Below are 21,496 nucleotides of genomic sequence, written 5' to 3'. Positions count from 1 at the left end.
ATCCCTCGTGTTGATGGGTGGTGACTTCTTGCGGATCTCGTCCGCGGGGTTGGTGAGCCCGGCAGGCAGCTTCCCCACTACCTGCCGGGCCGTCTGGGGGTCAGCCCGTCTGGGCTGTCTCGCGCTCGAGGCGCAGCATCGCGATCTCGTTCTCGAAGTCCTCGGCGGACTCGAACGCGCGATAGACGGAGGCGAACCGGAGGTACGCCACCTCGTCGAGCGCCCGCAGCGGCGACAGGATCGCGAGCCCGACGTCGTTGGCGTCGAACTCGGCCTGACCGCTGAGGCGCAGGGCGTCCTCGACCTCCTGGCCGAGGCAGGCGAGCTGGGCGTCGGTGACCGGTCGGCCCTTGCATGCCTTGCGGACGCCGGCGATCGCCTTGTCGCGGTTGAACGGCTCCGTGGCGCCCGAGCGCTTGAGCACCGTCAGCTGCATCTTCTCGACCGTGGTGAACCGGCGGTCACAGGCGCTGCAGGTGCGGCGGCGGCGGATCGAACCGCCGTCGTCGGCGACCCGGGAGTCGAGGACCTTGGTGTCCTCGTTCTTGCAGTAGGGACAGTGCATGCGGTCCTCCTCTCGGGCGCGCCTCATACACCCTCATAACGGGGTGCGGGTTGGGGATGTTCCTGTGGACAACTAGCCTGTAGCTGTGCGGTACGCCCTCTGGCCTGTGCACCAGATGTGGATAACTACAGCGGTGTAACTACTAGATGTAGTGGTAACCGTACGCCCCGCCCACCAGATCTGACAAGCGAACGACGGACTTCGTCGGAGGTTTTTCCCAGCCCCGGTAAAACCGCAGGTCAGTGGCGTTCCGGGCGTCTCCCAGTCGTCTCACGGGCGGCGTGTCGGGGGCTCGGGTTGGCCGGTTCGGCTGCCCCACTCAGGTCACATCGGCCACAATGGTCTCCGTGTCCACGGGGAAGAGAGCAGGCTCGCGCAGAGCGGCTCCGGCACCCCGGAAGCTGAACCGGGCAGCGCTGCTCATCGGGGCCGCGATCACGGTCTGCATCGTGGCCTGGGGCTACCTCGTCTACGCCGCCATCGACTTCGGTACGGCGGCGCGCGGGGGCTCCGGCAGCTCGGCCTGGCTCTTCATGGCCCTCGCCTGCCTCGGCGCCATCGCCTGCCTCTTCGTCGGCCTGCTACTGGTGGCTCGGCTGATGCGGGCGCTGGGGATCACCTCGCCCCCGCCGCCCTCCTCGCCCGACGAGGCCGCACGGCCCGCGGGCGGGAAGCGCGCGGCGCGCTAGCGCGGTGCTGGTGACGCGGTATCCACGTCACCACGACCGCGTTGGCGCGCGGCGCTGGAGATCGTGGAGCCCTGAGGTCACCTGGTGGCTTCAGGACTCCACGATCATCGGATGACGAGCTGCGGGAGGGCCTCGAGGATCTGGAGGTCCTGGGACTCGCCCGCCACCGTCAGGGTGTCCGGGATGGCCACCCAGTCGCCATTGCCGATGCGGTACTCACCGCTGTACGTCGTGTCGAGCCTGACCTCGACCTTCCCGACGCGCTCGTAGACATGCGTGACGTCGAGGTCGGGGTGCGGGTGGCCCGGGCTCGCCGTCGTGGTCACCGCTCCGTCGCCGAAGTCGAAGGTGTACGTCGCCGGGACGGCGCGGATGACCACCTGCCGGTTCGCGACCGTCACCGTTTGGTCGATCGGGACGCTGTCGAGCGTGTAGAAGTTGGTCTCGAAGTTCACCAGCGTCCTCCCCTTGGGCGGTTGGACGACGAGGTTCGAGTCCGGCCAGGCGATGTTCTTGAACCGCCGGATGATCAGCTGGGCGATGTTCGTCTCGTTGACTTCGCTCTCGGGGACGCAGACGTCACCGATGTCGGTGCCGTCCATGAAGACGTCGTGCATGAAGCCCGCTTCTGCCCCCTCGACACACTCGACGTGCTCGCTGCATATCCCGCCGTTACCGCACTGAATGCTCACCACCCAGGTGTGGCCATCACCAGAGGACGCTGCCTGCGTGTAGTCGACGTACACCCACTGGCAGGTGGCGCTAGCCGAGTCCAACCCTCCGGCAACCGCGCACGGCCCGGCAGCGAACGCGGAGGGGACTGGAAGAAGTACGCACCCCGCGGCCAGGACGAGCGCTACCGCAAACTTCATGCCTTGGTCCGAAGAAAGTTCTGGACCCGCCACTTCCCGCGTACTTGCTCCAGGAACACGTTGAGAACTTCGCGGCCACCCGCGAACGCTTGCTGCTGCTCGCCCTGAGAGTCGAGGACTTTCGTCTTACCAAGGACACGCGTAAGCCTGAACTGTTCGGCACCCGGAGCTGGCGCGACGCTGATCACGTCGAGGCTCGTCAACACAACCGAGCCGCCCTCGTCGTAGATCCGGTCGACCTGATCGGCGAAGTCGGAACACGGCTTGCACCGGGGGCCAAGGGCGCGGTACTCCGACGTGTCTCCTTGGTTCTGCGCGGACAACGCTGCCGCCTGCCACCGCCGAATGAAGTCCTCTGGACTCTCCGCCTCGGGCGTCTCGGCCTCCGTCGGCTCGGTCGTCGGCGACGAGCTCGTGGACTCCGGCATCTTCGGCGTCGGCTTGGGCTCGTCGGAGCAGCCGGCCAGGAGGAGCGGGACCGCGAGGGACAGCGCGAGCAAGCGGCGTACGTGCATGAGGTGCCTTCCCGAGAACAACGTCAGCACGCTGAAACTACCCATTCCGGGCGGCGTGGAACCACCCCGAAGGCAAAGCCTGTGGACGACGAAGATCGTGGAGCCACGGAGCCACCAGGTGGCACGAGGGCTCCACGATGTCCGGGGAGTTCCGGGTCTCGATACGCCCGCTCGTTCCTCACGGGCTACTCGACCGCCGATGGGAGGGCTGGGCTACTCGACCACCTCCGGAAGTCGACCACGGACGGAAATGCGCCGAGGGGCGGGCCGCTGGGCCCGCCCCTCGCCTTCCCCTTGGTCCACCAGCCGGGGTCGAAGCGGCTGATGGAGGCCTCTGCGTCTTACTCGGTGGTGACCGGGACGCGGAGCTTCTGGCCGGACTGGAGGCCGGCGGACTCGAGGGCGTTGAGCCGCTCGATCTGCTGCATCATCGACCGGACGTCGCCGTCGGTCGCGATGTCGCTGGCGATGCCCCAGAGGGTGTCGCCGGGGGTGACCTGGACGATCTCGGTCGGGATCTGCTGGCCGGGCTCGTCGGTGCCGACGGCGTTGCCGGCGAGCATGAACGCGACGGTCAGGACCAGGAACAGCGAGGTCACGAAGACCACGAGCCGGCCGCGTCGCGTCAGCCGCACGGTGGAGCGGGCGCGGGTCGGAGCCGGGGCGAAAACGGGGGCAAGGCTGAGGGTGCTCATGATGGCCTCCTGGGGAAGATCAGCCGGTGTGTCTGTCGGAGGAATGTCTAGTGACGACCACCGACAGTGGGTCTGTGTCGATCAGACGTTCGATCGAACATGTGTACGACGATAGAGCACCTGTTCGAACGACACAAGCACCCGGCCGAACAAATGTTCGACGGCGTGTCGACCCTCCGCATGAGGCCCAGCACGGCCGGGTGCGGCTGCCCCGACCGGCGTGGTCAGCGCCGCTTCATCGCCCGACGCCCCTGCGCGGCGAAGAGGCCGGCCGCGTGCTGCATCACGCCCGGAGCGAGCGCGGACCCGCGGACGACCCCGCCCCGCCACGTCGGCAGGGCGCGCACCACGCGCCGCGACCCCACGAGCGCCACCGCGGCCTGGGCGACCTCCTCCGCGGACAGGATGCGGCCCCCGGAGAAGACCAGCTGCGACCCCAGCCCGTCGGGGTCCTGGGCTGCCAGCATCGCGGTGTCCGCGCCGTCCGGGCACAACGCGTGGACGCGCACGCGCCGCGGCGACTCGCCGTTGACCGACGACGACAGCGAGACGACGCCGGCCTTGGTGGCGGCGTACACGCTGTAGCCCGGCACCGGCCCGAGCCCCGCGAGCGAGGCGATGTTGACCACGTCTCCCCCGGCCGGCCCGAACGCCTCGACGGCCGCGCGGGTGCCCCACATGGTGCCGAGCAGGTTGACCTCGACCAGGCGGCGTACCTGCTCGTCCGTCAGCGACACCAGCGTGCCGTCGTCCCCGACGCCTGCGTTGTTGAACCACGCGGTGAGCACGCCCAGCTCCGAGGCGAACGCCGCGGCCTCGCGGTGCGCATCCGGGTTGCGTACGTCGTGGTGCATCCCGGCCGCGGCCCCGATCAGATCGGCGGTCTCGACGGCCGCCGCCCCGTCGACGTCGCTCACCAGCACGTGGTGGCCGCGCGCGACCATCAGCTCCGCGATGCTGCGGCCGATGCCGCGGGCTGCTCCGGTCACCACGCACGAGGTCTCCATGGACGCACGCTAGCGACACGCGGGTTCGAACAGGTGTTTGATCCCGGGGTCCGGTGGGGTCTACGGTGGCGACACCACCCGCCACGACCCCCAGTGACCGGCCGACGACCGGCCGGCGAGCAGCCGGGACCGAGCCAGGCGGGTGGCAATCGCACCAGGAGGAGCCCGCAGATGGCCAAGCAGGACGACAAGAACGTCATCGAGATGCCCGACGGACCCCCGGACGCGACCGGCCTGACCCCGCGCCAGCAGCGCGTGCTCGCGACGATCAAGGACTCGATCGAGTCCAAGGGCTACCCGCCGTCGATGCGTGAGATCGGCCAGGCCGTCGGCCTGACCTCGTCGTCCAGCGTGGCCCACCAGCTGCGCGTGCTCGAGACCAAGGGCTTCCTCAAGCGCGACCCCAACCGGCCCCGCGCCCTCGAGGTGTTCCTGCCCGAGGTGATGGCGGCCCGCCGCTCGATCTCGCACGGCGAGGAGTCGAGCGTCGACGAGACCGGCATCGGCGACGTCGCCCCCACCGCGATCAACATCCCCGTCGTCGGCCGGATCGCCGCCGGTGGCCCGATCCTCGCCGAGGAGCAGGTCACCGACGTCTTCCCGCTGCCCAAGCAGCTCGTCGGCGACGGCACCCTCTTCCTCCTCGAGGTCTCCGGCGACTCGATGGTCGACGCGGCGATCTGCAACGGCGACTACGTCGTCATCCGCCAGGAGCAGACGGCCGACAACGGCCAGATCGTCGCCGCCATGATCGACGGCGAGGCGACCGTGAAGACCTTCCAGCGCAAGGACGGCCACGTCTGGCTGCTCCCCCACAACGACGCCTACGACCCGATCCCCGGCGACAACGCCACGATCCTCGGGGTCGTGACGGCGGTGCTGCGCAGCCTCTGATTCATCCCGCGTGGTTTCGAGGCTCGTCGCTGGCGCTCCTCGCACCTCGACCACCGAGAGATGGTCGAGACGTTGAAAGTTCCACGACCACGGGACACGATGGCTCCATGAGCAACGTCGCAGAGTCCTACGACTACGTCATCGTCGGCGGAGGTGTCGCCGCGGCCAGCGCCGTGAAGGGCATCCGGTCGCAGGACGGGTCCGGCACGATCGGCGTGCTGGGGTCCGAGCCCGACCCGCCGGTCTACCGCCCCGACCTGTCCAAGACGCTCTGGCTCGAGGACGACAAGAGCCTCGACGACTCCTCGCTGGCCGGCGACCTCGAGTCCGACGACAAGGTCGACCTCGTGCTCGACACGACCGTGACCGCGATCGACCCCGAGGCGCACGCCGTACGCCTCGCCGACGGCAGCAGCGTCGGCTACGGCAAGCTGCTGCTGGCCACCGGCGCCGAGCCGCGGGTGCTCGAGGTCGCGCCCGGGCCGAAGGTCGTCTACTACCGCACCGCCGCCGACTACCAGCGCCTCCGCGCGGCGGTGGGCGCCGGTAGCCACGTCGTCGTGGTGGGCGGTGGCTACATCGGCTCCGAGCTCGCCTCCGCGCTCGTGCAGAACGACGTCCGGGTCACGCTGGTGCTCGACCTCGAGGACGTCCAGGAGCAGATGTTCCCGCGCGCTCTCGCCGCCAGCCTGACGAAGGCCTTCACCGAGCGCGGCGTCACCGTCGTGCACGGCACCGTCGCCAGCGGTGGCGAGACCGACGGCGGCGTCAGCGTCACGCTCGACGACGGCACCGAGATCACCGCCGACGCGGCCGTCATCGGCGTCGGCGTCATCCCGCGCACCGGGCTCGCCGAGGCGGCCGGCATCGAGGTCGACAACGGCATCGTCGTCGACGACCACCTGCGCACGAGCGCTCCGGACGTGTACGCCGCGGGCGACGTGGCGTCGTACCCCGACACCCTCCTGGGGCGCCGCCGCGTCGAGCACGTCGACCACGCCGAGAAGTCCGGGGAGGCGGCCGGCAAGGCGATGGCCGGCGCGGACGAGGCCTACGACTACACGCCGTTCTTCTGGTCCGACATCCTCGACTACGGCTACGAGGCGGTCGGCGAGGTCACCAGCCGCAACGACATGGTCGAGGACTGGAAGGACGGCCAGCTCGGCACCGGCGTCGTCTACTACCTGAGGTCCGGCCAGGTCCGCGGCGTGCTGCTGTGGAACGTCTGGGACAGCGTGGACAAGGCGCGCGAGCTGATCAAGCAGACGGCCGACGCGCCGGTCGAGGACCTGGACTCGCTGCGGGGGCGGATCCCGCTCGGCTGACCGGGTCTCGTGACAGGCGCCAGGGCGCCTTCCTCGACCGACGGTGGTGGGGGTCCGGTAGGGGGTCCGGTAGCCTCGCGGCGATGTCCGAGCCCACCGCTGCTGCGCCCTCCCCCGAGGTGTTCCGCACCCGTCCGGGCAACCGGCGGCGGCTGACCGCGGCGGCCCAGGCCGAGCTCGGCCGGCTGGCGCTCGCGGGCGAGGAGTCGGGCTGGCTCAGCCCACTGGCGTACAACCTGACGATCAGCCACAGCCACCGGTTCGTGTGGTTCCGGGTCGCCAAGGTCGCGACGCGGACGATCCGCCACCACTGCGAGAGCCACGACGTGAGCCTGGACGTCGACCACGCGATGCGGATCCGCTACCCGCTGACGACGTTCGCCGACTACTTCACGTTCGCCTTCGTGCGCGACCCGCTGGACCGCTTCGTCTCGGCCTGGCACGACAAGGTCGTCGACCACAACTACTACGACTTCGACCCGGCCACCCATGCGCGGATGCAGACGGTCGAGGAGTTCGCCCGCTGGACGGCGGCGCAGGACCTGTCGGCGGTGCCGGGCACCGACCAGCACCTGACGCTGCAGAGCCGGATGATCGACCTCAACCGGGTGGACTTCGTGGGCCGGCTCGAGACGTTCGACCGCGACTTCGCCGAGGTCTGCGAGCGGATCGGGGCTCCGGCCGTGCCGGCAGCCCCGAAGAACCAGACCGCTCCCGGGGGCCGCGACCGCCAGGTCTCCGACGAGCTGCGCACGCTGGTGGCGCAGATGTACCGACGCGACTACCAGCTCTTCGGCTACCAGGAGCCCATCTGATGACACTCGATCGCCCCACCTTCAGCACCACCTCGATCCGCGAGGGCTACGACACCGGCGAGGTCGACCGGGCCGTCGAGCTCATCCTCGACAACCTCGCCCTGCCCGAGCTGCGCTTCGGTGCCGACCAGATCACCGTCCTCCGCTTCACGCCGGTGCGGATGCAGCAGGGGTACGACATGGGCGAGGTCGACGCCTGGCTCGACCTGGCCGCCACGGAGACCGCGCGCCGCAGCGCAGGCGGGCTCGAGCCCGAGCAGCAGACGGCGCCAGCGCCGACCCCGGCTGCGGCACCCGCGCCCGCCCCGACGTCGTACGCGCCCACGACGGAGGCCGCGATCACCGAGGTCAAGGCCGGTGGCCCCGGGCTCTACGTGCTCGTGCTGGCGATCGTCGTGGTCGTCGGCGTGCTGGCCTACGTGCTCGTTGCCTGAGGGCCTTGCCTGAGGTCAGGCGCCGCCGAGCCGCTTGAGCGCCTGACGCACGAGGGCCGGGTCGGTCGTCGACCACATGGGCGGCAGCGACGCCTTGAGGAAGCGGCCGTAGCGGGCAGTCTCCAGGCGCGGGTCGAGGACCGCCACGATGCCGCGGTCGGAGGTGGTGCGGATCAGGCGGCCGGCGCCCTGCGCGAGCAGCAGCGCGGCGTGGGTCGCGGAGACCTCCATGAAGCCGTTGCGGCCCTCCGCGTCGGCGGCCTTGGCACGCGCGGACATGAGCGGGTCGTCGGGGCGCGGGAAGGGGATCCGGTCGATGATCACGAGCTGGCAGGTGTCGCCGGGGACGTCGAGGCCCTGCCACAGCGAGAGCGTGCCGAACAGGACCGTGTGCGGGTCCTCGACGAACTGCTTGGCGAGCTCGGGGAGCTGGGCGTCGCCCTGCGCGAGGGTGGTCAGGTGCGGCAGCCGGGTGCGGACCGCCTCGGCCGCCGTCTCCGCCGCGCGCCGCGAGGAGAACAGGCCCAACGTGCGACCGTCGAGGGCGTCGACCAGGTCGCAGATCTCGTCGAGCTGGGCCGGGCCGAGGCCGTCGCGCCCGGGCTGCGGCAGGTGGCGGGCGACGTAGAGGATCGACTGCTGGCCGTAGTCGAAGGGCGAGCCGACGTCTAGGCCCTTCCACGGCAGCGCGGTGTCGGGGTCGCTGGGCGCGACCAGGGACCCCACTCGCTCGGTGGGCTTGAGGCCGAGCGTGGTGGCCACCGCACCGAACTCGCCGCCGAGCATCAGCGTCGCGCTGGTGAAGACGACGGTCTTGTCGGTGAGCAGCTTGTCGCGCATCGGTCCCCAGACCTGGAGGGGCGCCACGTGCAGCCGGGCGGGGAACCGGTCGCGCGCCTCGCCGAGCCACAGCACGTCGCGGTCGGAGCCGGCGGCCATCCTCTCGGCGTTGACGAAGATCTCCTGCACCATGCCCTTGGCCTGGGTGCGCCCGGCATCGGCCTCGCCCTGCCCTGGCGACTCGCGCGGGAAGGCCGACAGGCACGCGCGCGCCGCGTCGCGCACGGCGACGAGCGCGTCGGAGAGCTGCTGCGGGACCTGGTCGATCCGTCCCGGGGGCATCGCCTCGAAGGCCTCGGCCAGCTGGCCGGCGGCGTCCTCGAGGTCGCCGGCCGGGTCTCCCTCGGTCTCCGCGGTCCAGCGGCCCGCACGACGGGCGGCGCGCTCGATGTCGTTGGCGCCGAGCTCGTCGGTGGCCGCCTGCGTCACGCGGGCGGTGAGCTCGTGGGCCTCGTCGATCACCACGGTGTCGTAGTCGGGGATCATCGGGACGTCCTCGATCGCGTCGATCGCGAGGAGCGAGTGGTTGGTGACGATCAGGTGGCTGCGCTGCGCCTTCTCGCGCGCCAGCTCGGCGAAGCACTCCGCCCCGAACGGGCACTTCGTGCCGCCGAGGCACTCGCGGTGGTTGACCGAGACCTGGCGCCACTCGCGGTCGGTGTGGCGCGGCGCGTTGTCGCGCTCGCCGCTGCCGCCCTGCTCGGTCTCTTCCTCGGCCCACGCCCGCAGCTCGAGGACCTTCTCGGCCATCGACCCGGTCGGCACGTCGACGAGGGTGCCCTGGTCGTCGGGGACGCCCGCGCGGATGCGGTGGAGGCAGGCGTAGTTGGAGCGGCCCTTGAGCACGGCGTAGGACGTGTCGACGCCCGGGACGTCCTTGACCGCCTCGACCAGCCGGGGCAGGTCGCGCTCGACGAGCTGGTGCTGGAGGGCGAGCGTCGCGGTGGCGACCACGACCCGCTTGTCGTGGAGCATCGCCGGCACGAGGTAGCCCAGCGACTTGCCGGTGCCGGTGCCCGCCTGCACGAGGAGGTGGCGGCCCTCCTCCATCGCCTCGGCGACCTCGGAGGCCATCTGCACCTGGCCGTCACGCTGCTGCCCCCCGAGGGCGGAGACGGCCGTGGCCAGCACCTGCGTGACCGGGGCGGCAGTGGCGGTCGTCTCGGGCACCAGAGCACCTTACGGGGCGGCGCCGACACCTCGTCGTACGCCATCCACAACGGGCCGGGTCAGTACCCCTTCTTGCGGCCGATCTGGCGCTCGATGCGCCGCTCGGGCTGGCCGAGGAGCTTGGCCAGGATCTTGACGCGGTAGCGGTAGGCCACGACGCCGAGCACGATGATGAGCAGCACCCACAACATGCGCTGAGCCTACGCGGCGGCCGCAACACCTGCCGCGGGACTTCGCACCCGAGTTGCGTGCTTACAGGTGGAGATCTGGGTAGCGAAGCAGGGCGGTCACCGGATATCCGGGGACTCCTGAGACAGGACCCGCCCGGTCAGACGACCGCGCCGGAGTCCTCCGGGGCACGCTCGACCTTCTCCTTCTTGACCCGGCTCATCGGCCACTTCGGCTGCATGTAGGTCAGCAGCGGGGTGGCCACGAAGACGGAGGAGAACGTGCCGACCACGAGGCCGACGAGGAGCGCGATGGCGAAGTCCTGGAGCGAGTCGCCGCCGAGCAGGGCGAGCGCTCCGAGGATGAACATGGAGCCGAGGCCGGTGTTGACCGTGCGCGGGATGGTCTCGACGTTGGCCGTGTTGGCGATGTCCATGAACTCGTCGTCGGGCTTGGAGGCCCACCAGCGCTCACGGATGCGGTCGAAGACGACGACCGTGTCGTTGACGGACAGACCGATGATGGTCATCACCGCGGCCAGGAAGATGCCGTCGATCGGCTTCTGGAGCCATGCGAAGAGGCCGACGACCAGGATCACGTCGTGCGCCATCGCCACCACGGCCGAGACGCCGAAGGTCCACTTGAAGCGGATGGCGAGGTAGAGCAGCTGGGCGAGGAAGGCCACACCGAAGGCGATGAGCGCGTTGTTGCGCAGCTCCTTGCCGAGCGAGGAGCCGATCGTCTGGTCGTCGACCTTGCTGACGTCGCCGCCGACCTTGGACAGCTCGTCCTCGATCTGCTGCTCCTCGTCGTTGCTGATCTGGCCGACGCGGACGGTGAAGTCGGCGGTGTCGGCGGTCTGCACGACGGCCTCGGGGAAGCCGGCGGCGGCGACTGCCTCGCGGGCGGTGTCGACGCTGATGTCCTTGCTCACCGAGTAGTCGAGCTGGCGACCGCCGGTGAACTCGACACCGAGCTGGAGACCCTGGGTCGCGATGCCGGTGACGGCGAGGACCAGGGCCGCCGCCGAGATGCTGAGCCAGACCTTGCGCTTCTGCACGATCTGCGGGCTCTTGCGGTCGAGCCAGGTGCGCACCTTGCCGAGATGGCCCAGGCCGCTCAGCCCCGGACGCTCGGCGACCGGCTTGTTGGCGACCGCGAGGTCGCACAGCACGCGGGCGATGATCAGCGCGGAGATCATGGAGGCCACGACACCGATGGTCAGCGTGACACCGAAGCCCTTGATCGGGCCGGAACCGAGGAAGAAGAGAAGCCCGGCGGCGAGCAGCGTGGTGACGTTGGAGTCGATGATCGCGCTCCACGCCTTGTTGAAGCCGACCGCGAGCGCCCGCCTCAGGCCGGCCGAGGGGTAGGCGGCGTACTCCTCCCGGGCTCTCTCGAAGACGAGCACGTTGGCGTCGATCGCCATGCCGATCGCCAGCACGAATCCGGCGAGGCCGGGCAGGGTCAGCGTCGACCCGAGGCCGACGAGCATCGCGTAGGCCAGGAGGGCGTACGACGCCAGCGCGAGGGTCGCCGCGAACCCGACGAGCCGGTAGACCACGATGATGAACAGGCCCGTGAGGATCAGGCCGATGATGCCCGCCTCGATGGAGGCGTCGATCGCCGCGGCACCCAGCGAGGGACCGACGAGGCGGTCGGAGATGGCCGTGAGCTCCAGGGGCAGCGAGCCGCCCTCGATCAGCGCGGCCAGGTCCTTGGCCTCGGTGGGGGCGAAGCTGCCGGTGATGTCGGTCGAGCCGCCGCGGATGCCGACGTCGCAGCCGACGCCCTCGTTGACCTGGGGCGAGGAGATGACCTCGCCGTCGAGGACGATCGCGATGCGGCGCTTGGGGTCGCCGGAGGGGTTGCAGGCGGCCTTGCCGGTGATGTCGGCCCAGGTGTCGCCACCCTTGCCGTCGAAGTCGATGGCGACGACCCACTCGACGCTGTTCTGGCGCTGGACGGCGCTCGCGCCGGTGACCGCGTCGCCCTGGATGACCGTCGGGCCGATCTCGAGGGGGGCGCCGTCCTCGTCGGCGATGACGGTGTCGTCCTTCTTGGTGGGCTTGGCGTCGAGGGACGCAGCCGAGGCGATCACCTCGTGGATCGTGAGCTTGGCCGTGGTGCCGATCTTGTCCTCGGCGTCCTGGGCCTCCTTGTCGGAGGTGACGCCCGGCAGCTCGACCAGGATGCGGTCCTCGCCCTGGCGGATCACGTTGGACTCGGCGACGCCGAGCGCGTTGACGCGCTGGTTGAGCACGCTCAGCGTCTTGTCGACGTTCTCCGCGGTCGCCGGGGTCTGCTCGGTGCCCTCCGCCTGGAACACGAACTGCGCGCCGCCCTTGAGGTCGAGACCCAGGTTCGGCTTGACGTTGACGGCGAGCGCCGCGCACCCGACCAGGAGGCCGAGCACGAGGATGAAGCGGACCCAGACACCACGTGACATGCGCGACATCCTCTACTACTCGACGAGATCGCCCGAATCCGGGCCCGGGATCGTCAACGGGTGGCACGACCCGAAGGTTCCGCCGGTCCCCGGTCAGCCCGGGATCACTGCACGGGCGCGGTCAGCGGGAGTACGCCGTCAGCTCGCTCGCGAGGTCGGCGTTGGCGCGACCCACGACGAGCGTGCCGTCGCCGGTGTGCTCGAGGGTGCCGATCTCGGCCTCCTGGTGGATCCGGTTGACCAGGTCGCCGCGCTCGTAGGGCAGCAGCACGTCGAACTCGACCTGCGGGCGCGGCAGCTCCGACTCGATCATCCGCAGGGCGTCGTCGACGCCCTCGCCGGTCTTCGCGCTGACCACGACGCTGTGCGGCTCACGGGCCAGCAGCCGGCTGATCACGAGCGGGTCGGCCGCGTCGGCCTTGTTGATCACGATGATCTCGGGGACCTTGGTCGCGTCGATCTCGGCGAGCACCTGGCGCACCGCGGCGATCTGGCCCTCGGGGTCGGGGTGCGAGCCGTCGACCACGTGGAGCAGCAGGTCGGAGTCGGCGACCTCCTCCAGCGTGGAGCGGAACGCCTCGACGAGGTCGTGCGGCAGGTGGCGGACGAAGCCGACGGTGTCGGACATCGTGTAGACGCGGCCGTCGGCGGTCGTCGTACGCCGCGTGGTGGGGTCGAGGGTCGCGAAGAGCGCGTCCTCGACCAGCACTCCGGCGTCGGTCAGCCGGTTGAGCAGCGAGGACTTGCCGGCGTTGGTGTAGCCGGCGATCGCGACGCTGGGGATGTGGTTGCGACGGCGCGACTGGCGCTTGACCTCGCGCGTGCCCCGCATCTCCTTGAGCTCGCGGCGCAGCTTGGCGATCTTGGTGTTGATCCGGCGGCGGTCGGTCTCGATCTTCGTCTCACCGGGACCGCGACCACCGATGCCCTCACCGCCGGCGGCACGGCCACCGGCCTGGCGGGAGAGGTTGCCGCCCCAGCCGCGGAGGCGCTGCTTCATGTATTGCAGCTGCGCCAGCTCGACCTGGGCCTGGCCCTCCTTGCTCTTCGCGTGCTGGGCGAAGATGTCGAGGATCAGGGCGGTGCGGTCGACGACCTTGACCTTGATCTTGTCCTCGAGGTTGCGCAGCTGGCTGGGCGCGAGCTCGCCGTCGCAGATGACGGTGTCGGCGCCGGTCGCCTGGACGATCTCGCGGATCGCCTCGACCTTGCCGCGACCGATGAAGGTCGCCGGGTCGGGCGACTGGCGGCGCTGGAAGACGGCCTCGAGGACCTCGGAGCCGGCGGTCTCGGCGAGCGCGGCCAGCTCGGCCATCGAGTTCTCGGCGTCGGTGACGGTGCCGCCGGTCCACACGCCGACGAGCACGACCCGCTCGAGGCGCAGCTGGCGGTACTCGACCTCGGTGATGTCCTCGAGCTCGGTGCGGAGGCTGGCGACGCGGCGCAGGGCGTGCCGCTCGGCGAGCTCCTGCGCACCGATGGTGAGCTCCTCGGGGTCGTCCTCGTCGTAGTCGGCGTAGGACGTGTCGTCGGCGTAGCCGGACTCGAAGTCGTCGGCGTCGTCGAGGTCGTCGGTGTCGACCTCGTCCTCGGCGAGGAGCTGGTCGTCGAGCTCGATCGTCTCGTCGTCCCAGGCGCGGGTCGCGTCGAGGGCGTCGCGCAGGTTGAAGTCAGGTGCGTTCGTCATATGACTCCAAGGGTAGGTCGCCGGGCCTGACCTGCGCGAATGAGTTTGACGACACTCCTGGGGCTCAGCCGCGCCGGACCTTGACCGTCGGCGAGGTCGCTGTGCCGCAGAGGGGCTGCTCGGGCGAGGCGACCGTGACGTAGTAGCGCCCCGGGCGAGCCGGCCGCTTGGTCGAGAACCGGCCCGACGCGCGGCTGGACAGCACCACGAGGCGGCTGTCGGCGCCCGGCCTCTGGCGCCAGAGCGTGACCGGGGCTGACGCGCGGCACCCCTGCGCGGTGGAGGACACGGTGCCGCGCAGCTTCGTGCCGGCGACGCGGAGGACGACCTGGCGCGGGTAGGCGCACGAGGACTGGCAGCCGGGGAGGACGGGGCCCGCGGTGGCGGTGGTCGTGGGGGTCGACGTCGGAGCAACCGTGGAGGTGGGCGTGGAGGTGGGCGTGGAGGTGGGCGTCGGGGTCGGGGTCGGGGTCGGCGTCACGGTCGGCGGGTTCGTCGTCGGCGAGGTCGTGGGCGGGTACGGCGTCGGGTCGCACGCGTCGCCGATGCCGTCGGCGTCGCTGTCCTCCTGCATCGGGTTGAACGTCGTACGGCAGTTGTCCTCGCAGTTCGGCACGCCGTCGCCGTCGGCGTCGCGCTCGCACGGGTCGGGCGGCTCGCAGTCGGTGGGCGCCACGCCCACCCCGGCCTGGGGAGCCGGGCAGGCGGTCGTCGGCAGCACCTGCGGCAACGCGTCGGGATCGGACTCTGCCGAGGCCCCCGGCTGGGTCATCCCCAGCGCCGCCACGACGACCAGCACCACACCGACGAGGATCCTGCTCCCGAGACGCTCTCCCATGGCGGGGCTGTTCCCCTGCGACAGCCCCGCCAAACCCCGGTCTGGACCAAGCTCAGGCGCGGTGCCGTCCGGCGGGTGCCAGCTCGTCGGCCCCGATCGACTCGGAGTCCCAGAACTCGTCGCAGGCAGCGCGTACGTCGTGCGGGGTGTGGCCCGGTCCCACCACGACCACGCGGACCCCGGCCGCGTGCAGGCGGTGGACCAGCGGCAGCAGCGAGGTCATGTCACCGGCGACGACCACCTCGTCGACCGCGGCGTCGCGGGCGATGTCGACGGCGTCGATCGCAAGCGCCACCAGCGCCTGCTCGTCGTCGTCGGAGAACTGGTGGAAGGAGTGCAGGCCCTGGAGCCGCATCCGCGCCACCCAGTCGCCGAGGTCGGCGCGGGTCCAGTCCGCATAGGCCCGGCACACGTTCACCGCGCCGCGCTCGGCCAGGCGGGCGAGCAGCGCGGTGGCGACGTCCTCGGGCACGCGGCGGGCGTCGATCAGCACGGCGACCCGGGTCGCCTGCTCGACGTCGGTGGGCGTCGGGCGGTGCGGCAGGCGCGCCACCGCGAGCAGCTCGGGCTCAGGGGCGACGCCGGTCGTGTCGGCGGTGTCGCGCCCGGCGACTGCCTCTTCCTCTCCCGCGGTCTCGGCCTCAGCCTCGACGCTCTCGGTCTCTCCCCCGGCAGCCTGGGGTTCGGTCTCGGTCTCTGCCCCGAACGCCTCTGGCTCGGTCTCGGTCGGTGCCTCGGACGCGGGCTCGGGCTCCGGCCCCGGACGGACGACGCTCTCGCGGCGCACGCGCTCCTGCACCTTCGTGCCGGCCGCCATCCAGCGACGTACGAGCGTGGTCAGCTCGCCGTCGCCGAGCGAGCCCAGGCCCGCGTCGTTCTCCGTGCCTGCCGCGCGTCGCGGCTCCACCAGGTTGGTCATCTCGTGCCCCCCACGGACTTCGATGAAGTGGATCGATCGATCCCCCACAGGGATCGACGATCACCCCGTGGCGCGGGAGCCGTCCGCCGTTTGCACGAAATGTGGACGTTCGGTCTGGACCAGTGGAATCCGCGGTGGGGTCACTTGGGAGGCATGCGGATGCCGCCGTCGACGCGGATCGTCTCACCGTTCATGTAGGAGTTGGTCAGGCACTCCACGACCATGCTGGCCAGCTCCTCGGCGTGGCCGAGGCGCTTGGGGAAGAGCACGTTCTGGCCGAGGTTGGCCTTGAACTCGTCGGGGTTGGGGAACGCGTCGTAGATCGGGGTGTCGATCAGGCCCGGCGCGACGGTGTTGAGCCGGATGCCGGCCGCCGACAGGTCGCGTGCGACCGGGAGGGTCATGCCCACGACGCCGCCCTTCGAGGCGGAGTACGACGCCTGCCCGATCTGGCCGTCGAACGCAGCCACCGAGGCGAGGTTGACGATCGCACCGCGCTGGCCGTCGGCGTCCGGCTCGTTGCGGCTCATCACCGTGGCGGCCTGCCGGGTCATGTCGAAGGTGCCGATCAGGTTGATCTCCACGACCTTGCGGAAGGCGTCGAGGTCGTGGGCGGACTCCAGCAGGCCGTCACGGCCGATGGTGCGCTGGGCCCAGCCGATGCCGGCGGAGTTCACGCACGCACGCAGCGGGGCGATCTCGGCGGCCGCCTCGACGGCGGCGGCGACCTGGTCGGTGTTCGTGACGTCGACCGAGGCGAACACGCCGCCGATCTCCTGCGCCAGGGCCTCGCCCTTCTCGGCGTTGAGGTCGGCGACGACGACCACGGCGCCCTTCGCGGCGAGGGCTCGGGCGACCGCGGCACCGATGCCGCTGGCGCCGCCGGTGACGATGGCGGTGGATCCGGTGATGTCCATGGCTCGGATGCTATGAGACGGCCAGTGACGACCGAGGCACGAGGTCGGCGCGTGGGGCCGGCCAGGTCGAGTGGCCGAGCGGCTGAGGAACGACGTCGCGCAAGGCCGTGGCGAGACCGGCCCGACTCAGAGGTCGGTCCGCCCCTCGGCCACCAGCACGGCGGGGCCGGTCATCAGCACCCGATCGTCGTCGGTCCACACGATGCGGAGGGTGCCGCCGGGGACGTCGACCCGGTACGTCGTCCCGCGGGGCGCGCCGTCGGCCAGGGCGGTCGCGACGGCGACCGCGCAAGCGCCGGTGCCGCACGAGCGTGTCTCGCCGGAGCCGCGCTCGTGGACGCGCATCGCGACGTGGTGCTCGCCGCGGCGCACCACGAACTCGACGTTGACGCCGTCGGGGTAGACGGCCGGGTCGTGCTCGGGCGGGTCGAGGAGGTGCCCGGCATCGGCCAGGTCGTCCACGAAGGCGACCGCGTGCGGGTTGCCCATCGAGACGTGCAGCGCCACCCAGGTGCGGTCGCCCACCGCCACCGTGGTCTCGCCGAGGACCTCAGGGGCGCCCATGTCGGCGGTGTAGTCGTCGCCGGCCTGCTCGAGGCGCTTCACGCCCGAACGGGTGCCGATGTCCATCGGGAACGGCTCGCCCTCACGCTCGTGGAGGTAGCGGGCGAAGACCCGGACACCGTTGCCGCACATCTCGCCGACCGTGCCGTCGGCGTTGCGGTAGTCCATGAACCAGCCGTCCCCGTCCCGCACCGCGCGGAGCACGCCGTCGCCGCCGATGCCGGCTCGGCGGTCGCACAGGGAGCGCACCCGCTCGGGGCTCAGCTCACCGTGGACCGACCCGTCGCGGTCGGGCAGGACCACGAAGTCGTTCTCGGTGCCGTGGCCCTTGAGGAAGGGGTAGCTCACCCCTCCAGTGTGACAGGCGCGGACCGCCTCCACGGTCGGAGGTTTCGAGGCTCGGGCGCGGGGCGCCCTCGCACCTCAACCACCGAGAGGTGCGAGGGGTTGCGGCTAGCGGGGGTCGACCACAGCCCTCGGTGGTTGAGGTGTGAGGGGGCGCACCTAGCGTGGGTCGACCACAGCCCTCGGTGGTTGAGGTGCGAGCGCAGCGAGCCTCGAAACCACGACTGCAGGGCTCGGAGGTTTCGAGGCTCGGGCGCGGTGCGCCCTCGCACCTCAACCACCGAGAGGTGCGAGGGGTTGCGGCTAGCGCGGGTCGACGACCCGGGCCGAGCCCTTGCCGCGACGGCTCGGCTCGGCCACCGCCGTGAGGCGTGACCTCGACCCGAACTCGATCGCCGTCGCCGCGCCGATCTCGGCGGCGCTGGTGAACGCGTCACCGGCGGGCACCAGGGTGTGGCCGAGCGAGGTGAGCGCCGTCCCGTAGGCCGCGATGAACGCCGGCTCCGCGGTCACGTTCGCGGTGTTGCGCTGCGTGGCGCGCGGGGCCGCGATCGCCTCCTCGATGCTCATCCCGAGGTCGATCCGGTTGACCAGCATCTGCAGGACCGTGGTGATGATCGTCGAGCCGCCCGGCGAGCCGAGGGCCAGGAACGGCTTGCCGTCCTTGAGCACGATCGTCGGCGACATGGAGCTGCGCGGCCGCTTGCCCGGCTGGATCCGGTTGGGGTCGGCGGCGTCGTAGGTCGTCGAGAAGTCGGTCAGCTCGTTGTTGAGCAGGAAGCCGTGGCCGGGCACGGTGATGCCGGAGCCACCGGTCTGCTCGATGGTGAGGGTGTACTCGACGACGTTGCCCCACCTGTCGGCGACGGTGAGGTTGGTGGTCGAGATGTTCTCGGTGTCGGCGTCGGTCTCGCCCTTGGCCGTCGTGGGCGAGCACACGCCGTCGTACGACGTCACGGTGCCCGCGGCGACGGGCTTGGTGGCGGCCTTGGTCGGGCTGAGCGAGCAGGCGCGCTCGGCGGCGTACTTGTCGTCGAGGAGGCGCTTCACCGGGACGTCGACGTAGGCGGCGTCGCCGACGTAGGCGCCACGGTCGGCGAACGCCAGCGCGCTGGCCTCGAGGTAGTGGTGCAGCGCCTGCTCGGTGGTCATCGCGGAGAGGTCGTAGCGCTCGAGGATGTTGAGCGCCTCGCCGACCGTCGTGCCACCGGACGAGGAGGGCGCCATGCCGTAGACGTCGTGGCCGCGGTAGGAGGTGCGAGTGGCGCGCTGCGAACGGACCCGGTAGTCGCGCAGGTCGCGGGGCGTGAGGTAGCCCTTCGGCACCGGCAGCTTGGTGTTCTTGGTGGTGCGGGGCTTGCGCACGACGTCGGACATCAGGCGCGCGAGCGGGCCGCGGTAGAACGCGGAGATGCCCTTGTCGGCGATGAGGTCGTAGGTGGCGGCGAGCTCGGGGTTGCGGAACACCGAGCCGACCGCCGGGGCGTCGCCCTTGGGGAGGAACAGCTTCTTGGTGTCCTTGAATGCGGCGAACCGCTCCTCGTTGTCGAGCGTCTGCTGGCGGAAGGTCTCGTCGACCTTGAAGCCGCGGGTGGCGACCTTCGTGGCGGGGGCGAGCGCGTCGGCGAGCGACAGCGTCCCCCAGTTGGCCAGCGCCTTGTCCCAGGTGGCGAGCGTGCCGGGGGTGCCGACGCTCACGCCGCTGGTGACGAGCTCGGGGGTGAAGTTGTAGGGCTTGCCGGTGGCGGGGTCGACGAACGCGTCCTGCGGCATCTTGCTGGGTGCGGTCTCGCGGCCGTCGAGCGTGCGGACCTTGCCGGACTTGGCGTTGTAGTAGACGAAGTAGCCGCCGCCGCCGATGCCGGCGCTGTAGGGCTCGGTCACGCCGAGGGTCGCCGCGGCCGCCACGGCGGCGTCGACGGCGTTGCCGCCCTTCTTGAGCACCTTCAGCCCGGCTGCGCTCGCCTCCGGGTCGACGGTGGTGATGGCACCGCCCTTGCCGATGGCGGTCGGGTCCTTGGCGGTGGGGCGGAGGTCGGGGGCGGAGGGGGCCGCCTGCCCGCTGGAGCCGGGGCGTGCCTGCGCGGCTCCGGCGACGAGGGGCGCGAGGAGGAGGCCGGCCGTCGCGAGGGTGGCGACGGCGGGCCGGGCGAGCTGGTGCATGGGGAAGCCTTCCGAGACGGGGAGTGTCTTTACCTTGCCTGCCGCCCGGGGCCGTGTCCACGCCCGCAGGGTGGGGCGGCGTGTCGTGCTCTCGCGGAGCGGGTCACCGCACGACGGTGTGCCGCGCGCACACGAAGTCGCGGTTGCGCGCCACCTCCTCCAGCTTGAGCTCCACGGCCCGTGGCAGCACGGGAGCGCCGCCGCCGAGGGTGCAGGGGGCGTACTGGATCCAGACCTCGTCGAGCAGCCCTGCGTCGTGGAACTGTCCGACGAGCTCACCGCCCCCGACGATCCAGAGGTCCTTGCCGTCGGCGACCTCGGTCATCTGGGCGTGGACGTCGCGCACGTCGGCGTCGGTGAAGCGGACCTGCTGCGAGGGCGCGAACTCGCGATGCGTGACCACCCACGTGGGCTTCGGGCCCCACGGGTCCTCGTCGTGGTCGAGGATCCACTGCCAGGTGTTGGCACCCATGACGCAGGCGCCCGTGCGCTCGCTGAACGCCGGATAGGCCATCGGCCCCTCCAGGTCGATGTCGCGCGAGGTCAGCCAGTCGAGGGAGTGGTCGGGCGTCGCGATGAAGCCGTCGAGGGAGCAGCCGGTGTAGTAGATGGTCGCCATCGGTCCACCATGGCACCGCTCACCGACAGTCGGCTTGATCGTCCTCCGCAGCCGCCGTCGCCACCACTGCCTCCACCGCCGCGACGGCCTTCTCGACGCGGTCGGGGTCGTCGTGGGCGACCCAAACGATGCGGGGGTCCTTGCGGAACCACGAGTCCTGGCGCCGGGCGAAGCGGCGGGTGGCCACCTTGGTCTGCTCGACGGCCTCGGCGAGCGTGCGGTCGCCCGCGAGGAAGCCCATCACCTCGCGGTAGCCGATGGCGCGGTTCGCGGTGCGGCCCTCCCCCAGCCCCTGCGCGAGCAGGGCCTCGACCTCGGCCACGAACCCTGCCGCGAACATCTCGTCGACCCGGCGGGCGATGCGGTCGTCGAGGGTCGGCCGGTCGATGTCGACACCCACCTGCACGGTCAGCGGGTCGACGTACTCGAGGCGGGGCAGGCTGGCGCTGAACGGTCGACCGGTGAGTGCGATGACCTCCAGCGCGCGGACGACCCGGCGCCCGTTGTCGGGCAGGATCTGCGCGGCCGCCTCCGGGTCGACGCCGGCAAGGCGTGCGTGCAGCGCCGGGCTGCCGACCCGCTCGAGCTCGACCTCGAGCTCACGGCGCAGCGAGTCGTCGGTCCCCGGGAACTCGAAGCGGTCGACGATCGCGCGCGTGTAGAGCGCCGAGCCGCCGACGAGGACCGGCACGGCGTCGCGGCCGCGGATGTCGGCGATCGCCTCGCGGGCCCAGCCCTGGAAGAGCGCGACGGTGGCCGGCTCGGTGACGTCGAGGAGGTCGAGGAGGTGGTGGGTGATGCCGCGCCGCTCGAGCGCGGGGAGCTTGGCGGTGCCGACGTCCATGCCGCGGTAGACCTGCATCGCGTCGGTGTTGACCACCTCCCCGCCGAGCCGCTCGGCGAGGTCGAGGCTCAGCCCGGTCTTGCCCGACGCGGTCGCGCCGACGAGGGCGACGATGGGCTGGGGCATGCCCGCATTGTCCCAGCAGGGCTAGGCTCGCGGACG

21 protein-coding genes are annotated in these 21,496 nt (G+C 71.1%); 5 read left to right on the top strand and 16 right to left on the bottom strand.

From position 1 onward, the window contains the following. Positions 1–100 precede the first annotated feature (100 nt). Positions 101–565 carry a transcriptional regulator NrdR gene (gene nrdR, locus ASC64_RS03400; RefSeq protein WP_056906076.1) on the bottom strand — a complete coding sequence of 155 codons (465 nt, stop codon included), beginning with the start codon at positions 563–565 and terminating at the stop codon, positions 101–103. A 347-nt stretch (positions 566–912) separates the two neighbouring features. On the opposite strand from nrdR, the gene ASC64_RS03395 reads away from it, so the two are divergent. After that, positions 913–1,254 (top strand): hypothetical protein, encoded by a 342-nt coding sequence (locus tag ASC64_RS03395; protein WP_156384986.1) that lies wholly within the window; start codon positions 913–915, stop codon positions 1,252–1,254. A 104-nt stretch (positions 1,255–1,358) separates the two neighbouring features. On the opposite strand, the gene ASC64_RS03390 is transcribed toward ASC64_RS03395, so the two are convergent. From ASC64_RS03390 to ASC64_RS03375, 4 genes are all read right to left on the bottom strand, one after another. Next, positions 1,359–1,871 (bottom strand): PKD domain-containing protein, encoded by a 513-nt coding sequence (locus tag ASC64_RS03390; RefSeq protein WP_056906074.1) that lies wholly within the window; start codon positions 1,869–1,871, stop codon positions 1,359–1,361. A 251-nt stretch (positions 1,872–2,122) separates the two neighbouring features. Continuing rightward, positions 2,123–2,671 (bottom strand): hypothetical protein, encoded by a 549-nt coding sequence (locus ASC64_RS03385; RefSeq protein ID WP_156384984.1) that lies wholly within the window; start codon positions 2,669–2,671, stop codon positions 2,123–2,125. A gap of 311 nt (positions 2,672–2,982) precedes the next feature. Next, positions 2,983–3,336, bottom strand: coding sequence for a LysM peptidoglycan-binding domain-containing protein (locus ASC64_RS03380; protein ID WP_056906072.1), 354 nt, complete (start codon positions 3,334–3,336; stop codon positions 2,983–2,985). 224 nt (positions 3,337–3,560) lie between these two features. Next, on the bottom strand, positions 3,561–4,343 hold the full coding sequence (locus tag ASC64_RS03375) for an SDR family oxidoreductase (protein ID WP_056906071.1): 783 nt from the start codon (positions 4,341–4,343) through the stop codon (positions 3,561–3,563). 171 nt (positions 4,344–4,514) lie between these two features. On the opposite strand from ASC64_RS03375, the gene lexA reads away from it, so the two are divergent. The 4 genes from lexA to ASC64_RS03355 all read left to right on the top strand — a co-directional run bounded on the left by lexA (position 4,515) and on the right by ASC64_RS03355 (position 7,811). Continuing rightward, positions 4,515–5,237, top strand: coding sequence for a transcriptional repressor LexA (lexA, locus tag ASC64_RS03370; protein WP_056906070.1), 723 nt, complete (start codon positions 4,515–4,517; stop codon positions 5,235–5,237). A gap of 107 nt (positions 5,238–5,344) precedes the next feature. After that, the gene (locus ASC64_RS03365) at positions 5,345–6,562 is read left to right on the top strand and encodes an NAD(P)/FAD-dependent oxidoreductase (protein WP_056906069.1); all 1,218 of its coding nucleotides are present in this window, start codon (positions 5,345–5,347) and stop codon (positions 6,560–6,562) included. An 83-nt stretch (positions 6,563–6,645) separates the two neighbouring features. Next, entirely contained in the window at positions 6,646–7,377 is a 732-nt protein-coding gene (locus ASC64_RS03360; RefSeq protein ID WP_056906068.1) for a sulfotransferase family protein, read from the top strand. Continuing rightward, positions 7,377–7,811 carry a DivIVA domain-containing protein gene (locus tag ASC64_RS03355; RefSeq protein ID WP_056906067.1) on the top strand — a complete coding sequence of 145 codons (435 nt, stop codon included), beginning with the start codon at positions 7,377–7,379 and terminating at the stop codon, positions 7,809–7,811. The genes ASC64_RS03360 and ASC64_RS03355 overlap by 1 nt, the downstream gene beginning before the upstream one ends. Positions 7,812–7,826: 15 nt before the next feature. Here ASC64_RS03355 and ASC64_RS03350 read toward each other — a convergent pair whose 3' ends face one another. The 11 genes from ASC64_RS03350 to miaA form a co-directional block, all read right to left on the bottom strand. Then, positions 7,827–9,824 carry an ATP-dependent DNA helicase gene (locus ASC64_RS03350; RefSeq protein WP_439956788.1) on the bottom strand — a complete coding sequence of 666 codons (1,998 nt, stop codon included), beginning with the start codon at positions 9,822–9,824 and terminating at the stop codon, positions 7,827–7,829. A gap of 56 nt (positions 9,825–9,880) precedes the next feature. Continuing rightward, positions 9,881–10,012, bottom strand: coding sequence for a hypothetical protein (locus ASC64_RS22955; protein ID WP_268788221.1), 132 nt, complete (start codon positions 10,010–10,012; stop codon positions 9,881–9,883). 137 nt (positions 10,013–10,149) lie between these two features. Beyond that, on the bottom strand, positions 10,150–12,438 hold the full coding sequence (secD, locus tag ASC64_RS03345) for a protein translocase subunit SecD (protein WP_056906065.1): 2,289 nt from the start codon (positions 12,436–12,438) through the stop codon (positions 10,150–10,152). A 121-nt stretch (positions 12,439–12,559) separates the two neighbouring features. Beyond that, positions 12,560–14,125, bottom strand: a complete 1,566-nt coding sequence (gene hflX / locus ASC64_RS03340) for a GTPase HflX (RefSeq protein ID WP_056906064.1) — start codon at positions 14,123–14,125, stop codon at positions 12,560–12,562. Positions 14,126–14,189: 64 nt separating this feature from the next. Further along, positions 14,190–14,963, bottom strand: a complete 774-nt coding sequence (locus ASC64_RS23125) for a thrombospondin type 3 repeat-containing protein (RefSeq protein WP_082550152.1) — start codon at positions 14,961–14,963, stop codon at positions 14,190–14,192. A gap of 52 nt (positions 14,964–15,015) precedes the next feature. Next, positions 15,016–15,882, bottom strand: a complete 867-nt coding sequence (locus tag ASC64_RS03330) for an NYN domain-containing protein (protein WP_056906062.1) — start codon at positions 15,880–15,882, stop codon at positions 15,016–15,018. 140 nt (positions 15,883–16,022) lie between these two features. Continuing rightward, the gene (locus ASC64_RS03325) at positions 16,023–16,799 is read right to left on the bottom strand and encodes an SDR family oxidoreductase (RefSeq protein WP_056906061.1); all 777 of its coding nucleotides are present in this window, start codon (positions 16,797–16,799) and stop codon (positions 16,023–16,025) included. Between the two features lie 126 nt (positions 16,800–16,925). Further along, on the bottom strand, positions 16,926–17,711 hold the full coding sequence (gene dapF / locus ASC64_RS03320; RefSeq protein ID WP_056906060.1) for a diaminopimelate epimerase: 786 nt from the start codon (positions 17,709–17,711) through the stop codon (positions 16,926–16,928). 300 nt (positions 17,712–18,011) lie between these two features. Then, on the bottom strand, positions 18,012–19,871 hold the full coding sequence (gene ggt / locus ASC64_RS03315) for a gamma-glutamyltransferase (protein ID WP_056906059.1): 1,860 nt from the start codon (positions 19,869–19,871) through the stop codon (positions 18,012–18,014). Positions 19,872–19,974: 103 nt separating this feature from the next. Beyond that, the gene (locus tag ASC64_RS03310) at positions 19,975–20,490 is read right to left on the bottom strand and encodes a dihydrofolate reductase family protein (RefSeq protein ID WP_056906058.1); all 516 of its coding nucleotides are present in this window, start codon (positions 20,488–20,490) and stop codon (positions 19,975–19,977) included. Between the two features lie 19 nt (positions 20,491–20,509). Beyond that, positions 20,510–21,460: a tRNA (adenosine(37)-N6)-dimethylallyltransferase MiaA gene (gene miaA / locus ASC64_RS03305; protein WP_056906057.1), complete on the bottom strand. Its 951-nt coding sequence runs from the start codon at positions 21,458–21,460 to the stop codon at positions 20,510–20,512. Positions 21,461–21,496: the final 36 nt, after the last annotated feature.

The organism is Nocardioides sp. Root122 (assembly GCF_001425025.1).
GTDB lineage: Bacteria > Actinomycetota > Actinomycetes > Propionibacteriales > Nocardioidaceae > Nocardioides.
Note: the sequence above shows the minus strand (reverse complement) of the source record. Positions and strands in the feature narration are given on the sequence as shown.

Coding starts and splice junctions, on each gene's coding strand:
- ASC64_RS03375 (WP_056906071.1), bottom strand. CDS start 4,343: ATGGAGACCTCGTGCGTGGTGACCGGAGCAGCCCGCGGCATCGGCCGC.
- ASC64_RS03360 (WP_056906068.1), top strand. CDS start 6,646: ATGTCCGAGCCCACCGCTGCTGCGCCCTCCCCCGAGGTGTTCCGCACC.
- secD (WP_056906065.1), bottom strand. CDS start 12,438: ATGTCACGTGGTGTCTGGGTCCGCTTCATCCTCGTGCTCGGCCTCCTG.
- lexA (WP_056906070.1), top strand. CDS start 4,515: ATGGCCAAGCAGGACGACAAGAACGTCATCGAGATGCCCGACGGACCC.
- ASC64_RS03310 (WP_056906058.1), bottom strand. CDS start 20,490: ATGGCGACCATCTACTACACCGGCTGCTCCCTCGACGGCTTCATCGCG.
- ASC64_RS22955 (WP_268788221.1), bottom strand. CDS start 10,012: ATGTTGTGGGTGCTGCTCATCATCGTGCTCGGCGTCGTGGCCTACCGC.
- ASC64_RS03365 (WP_056906069.1), top strand. CDS start 5,345: ATGAGCAACGTCGCAGAGTCCTACGACTACGTCATCGTCGGCGGAGGT.
- hflX (WP_056906064.1), bottom strand. CDS start 14,125: ATGACGAACGCACCTGACTTCAACCTGCGCGACGCCCTCGACGCGACC.
- ASC64_RS03355 (WP_056906067.1), top strand. CDS start 7,377: ATGACACTCGATCGCCCCACCTTCAGCACCACCTCGATCCGCGAGGGC.
- nrdR (WP_056906076.1), bottom strand. CDS start 565: ATGCACTGTCCCTACTGCAAGAACGAGGACACCAAGGTCCTCGACTCC.
- ASC64_RS03325 (WP_056906061.1), bottom strand. CDS start 16,799: ATGGACATCACCGGATCCACCGCCATCGTCACCGGCGGCGCCAGCGGC.
- miaA (WP_056906057.1), bottom strand. CDS start 21,460: ATGCCCCAGCCCATCGTCGCCCTCGTCGGCGCGACCGCGTCGGGCAAG.
- ggt (WP_056906059.1), bottom strand. CDS start 19,871: ATGCACCAGCTCGCCCGGCCCGCCGTCGCCACCCTCGCGACGGCCGGC.
- ASC64_RS03330 (WP_056906062.1), bottom strand. CDS start 15,882: ATGACCAACCTGGTGGAGCCGCGACGCGCGGCAGGCACGGAGAACGAC.
- ASC64_RS03390 (WP_056906074.1), bottom strand. CDS start 1,871: ATGCACGACGTCTTCATGGACGGCACCGACATCGGTGACGTCTGCGTC.
- ASC64_RS03380 (WP_056906072.1), bottom strand. CDS start 3,336: ATGAGCACCCTCAGCCTTGCCCCCGTTTTCGCCCCGGCTCCGACCCGC.
- ASC64_RS23125 (WP_082550152.1), bottom strand. CDS start 14,963: ATGGGAGAGCGTCTCGGGAGCAGGATCCTCGTCGGTGTGGTGCTGGTC.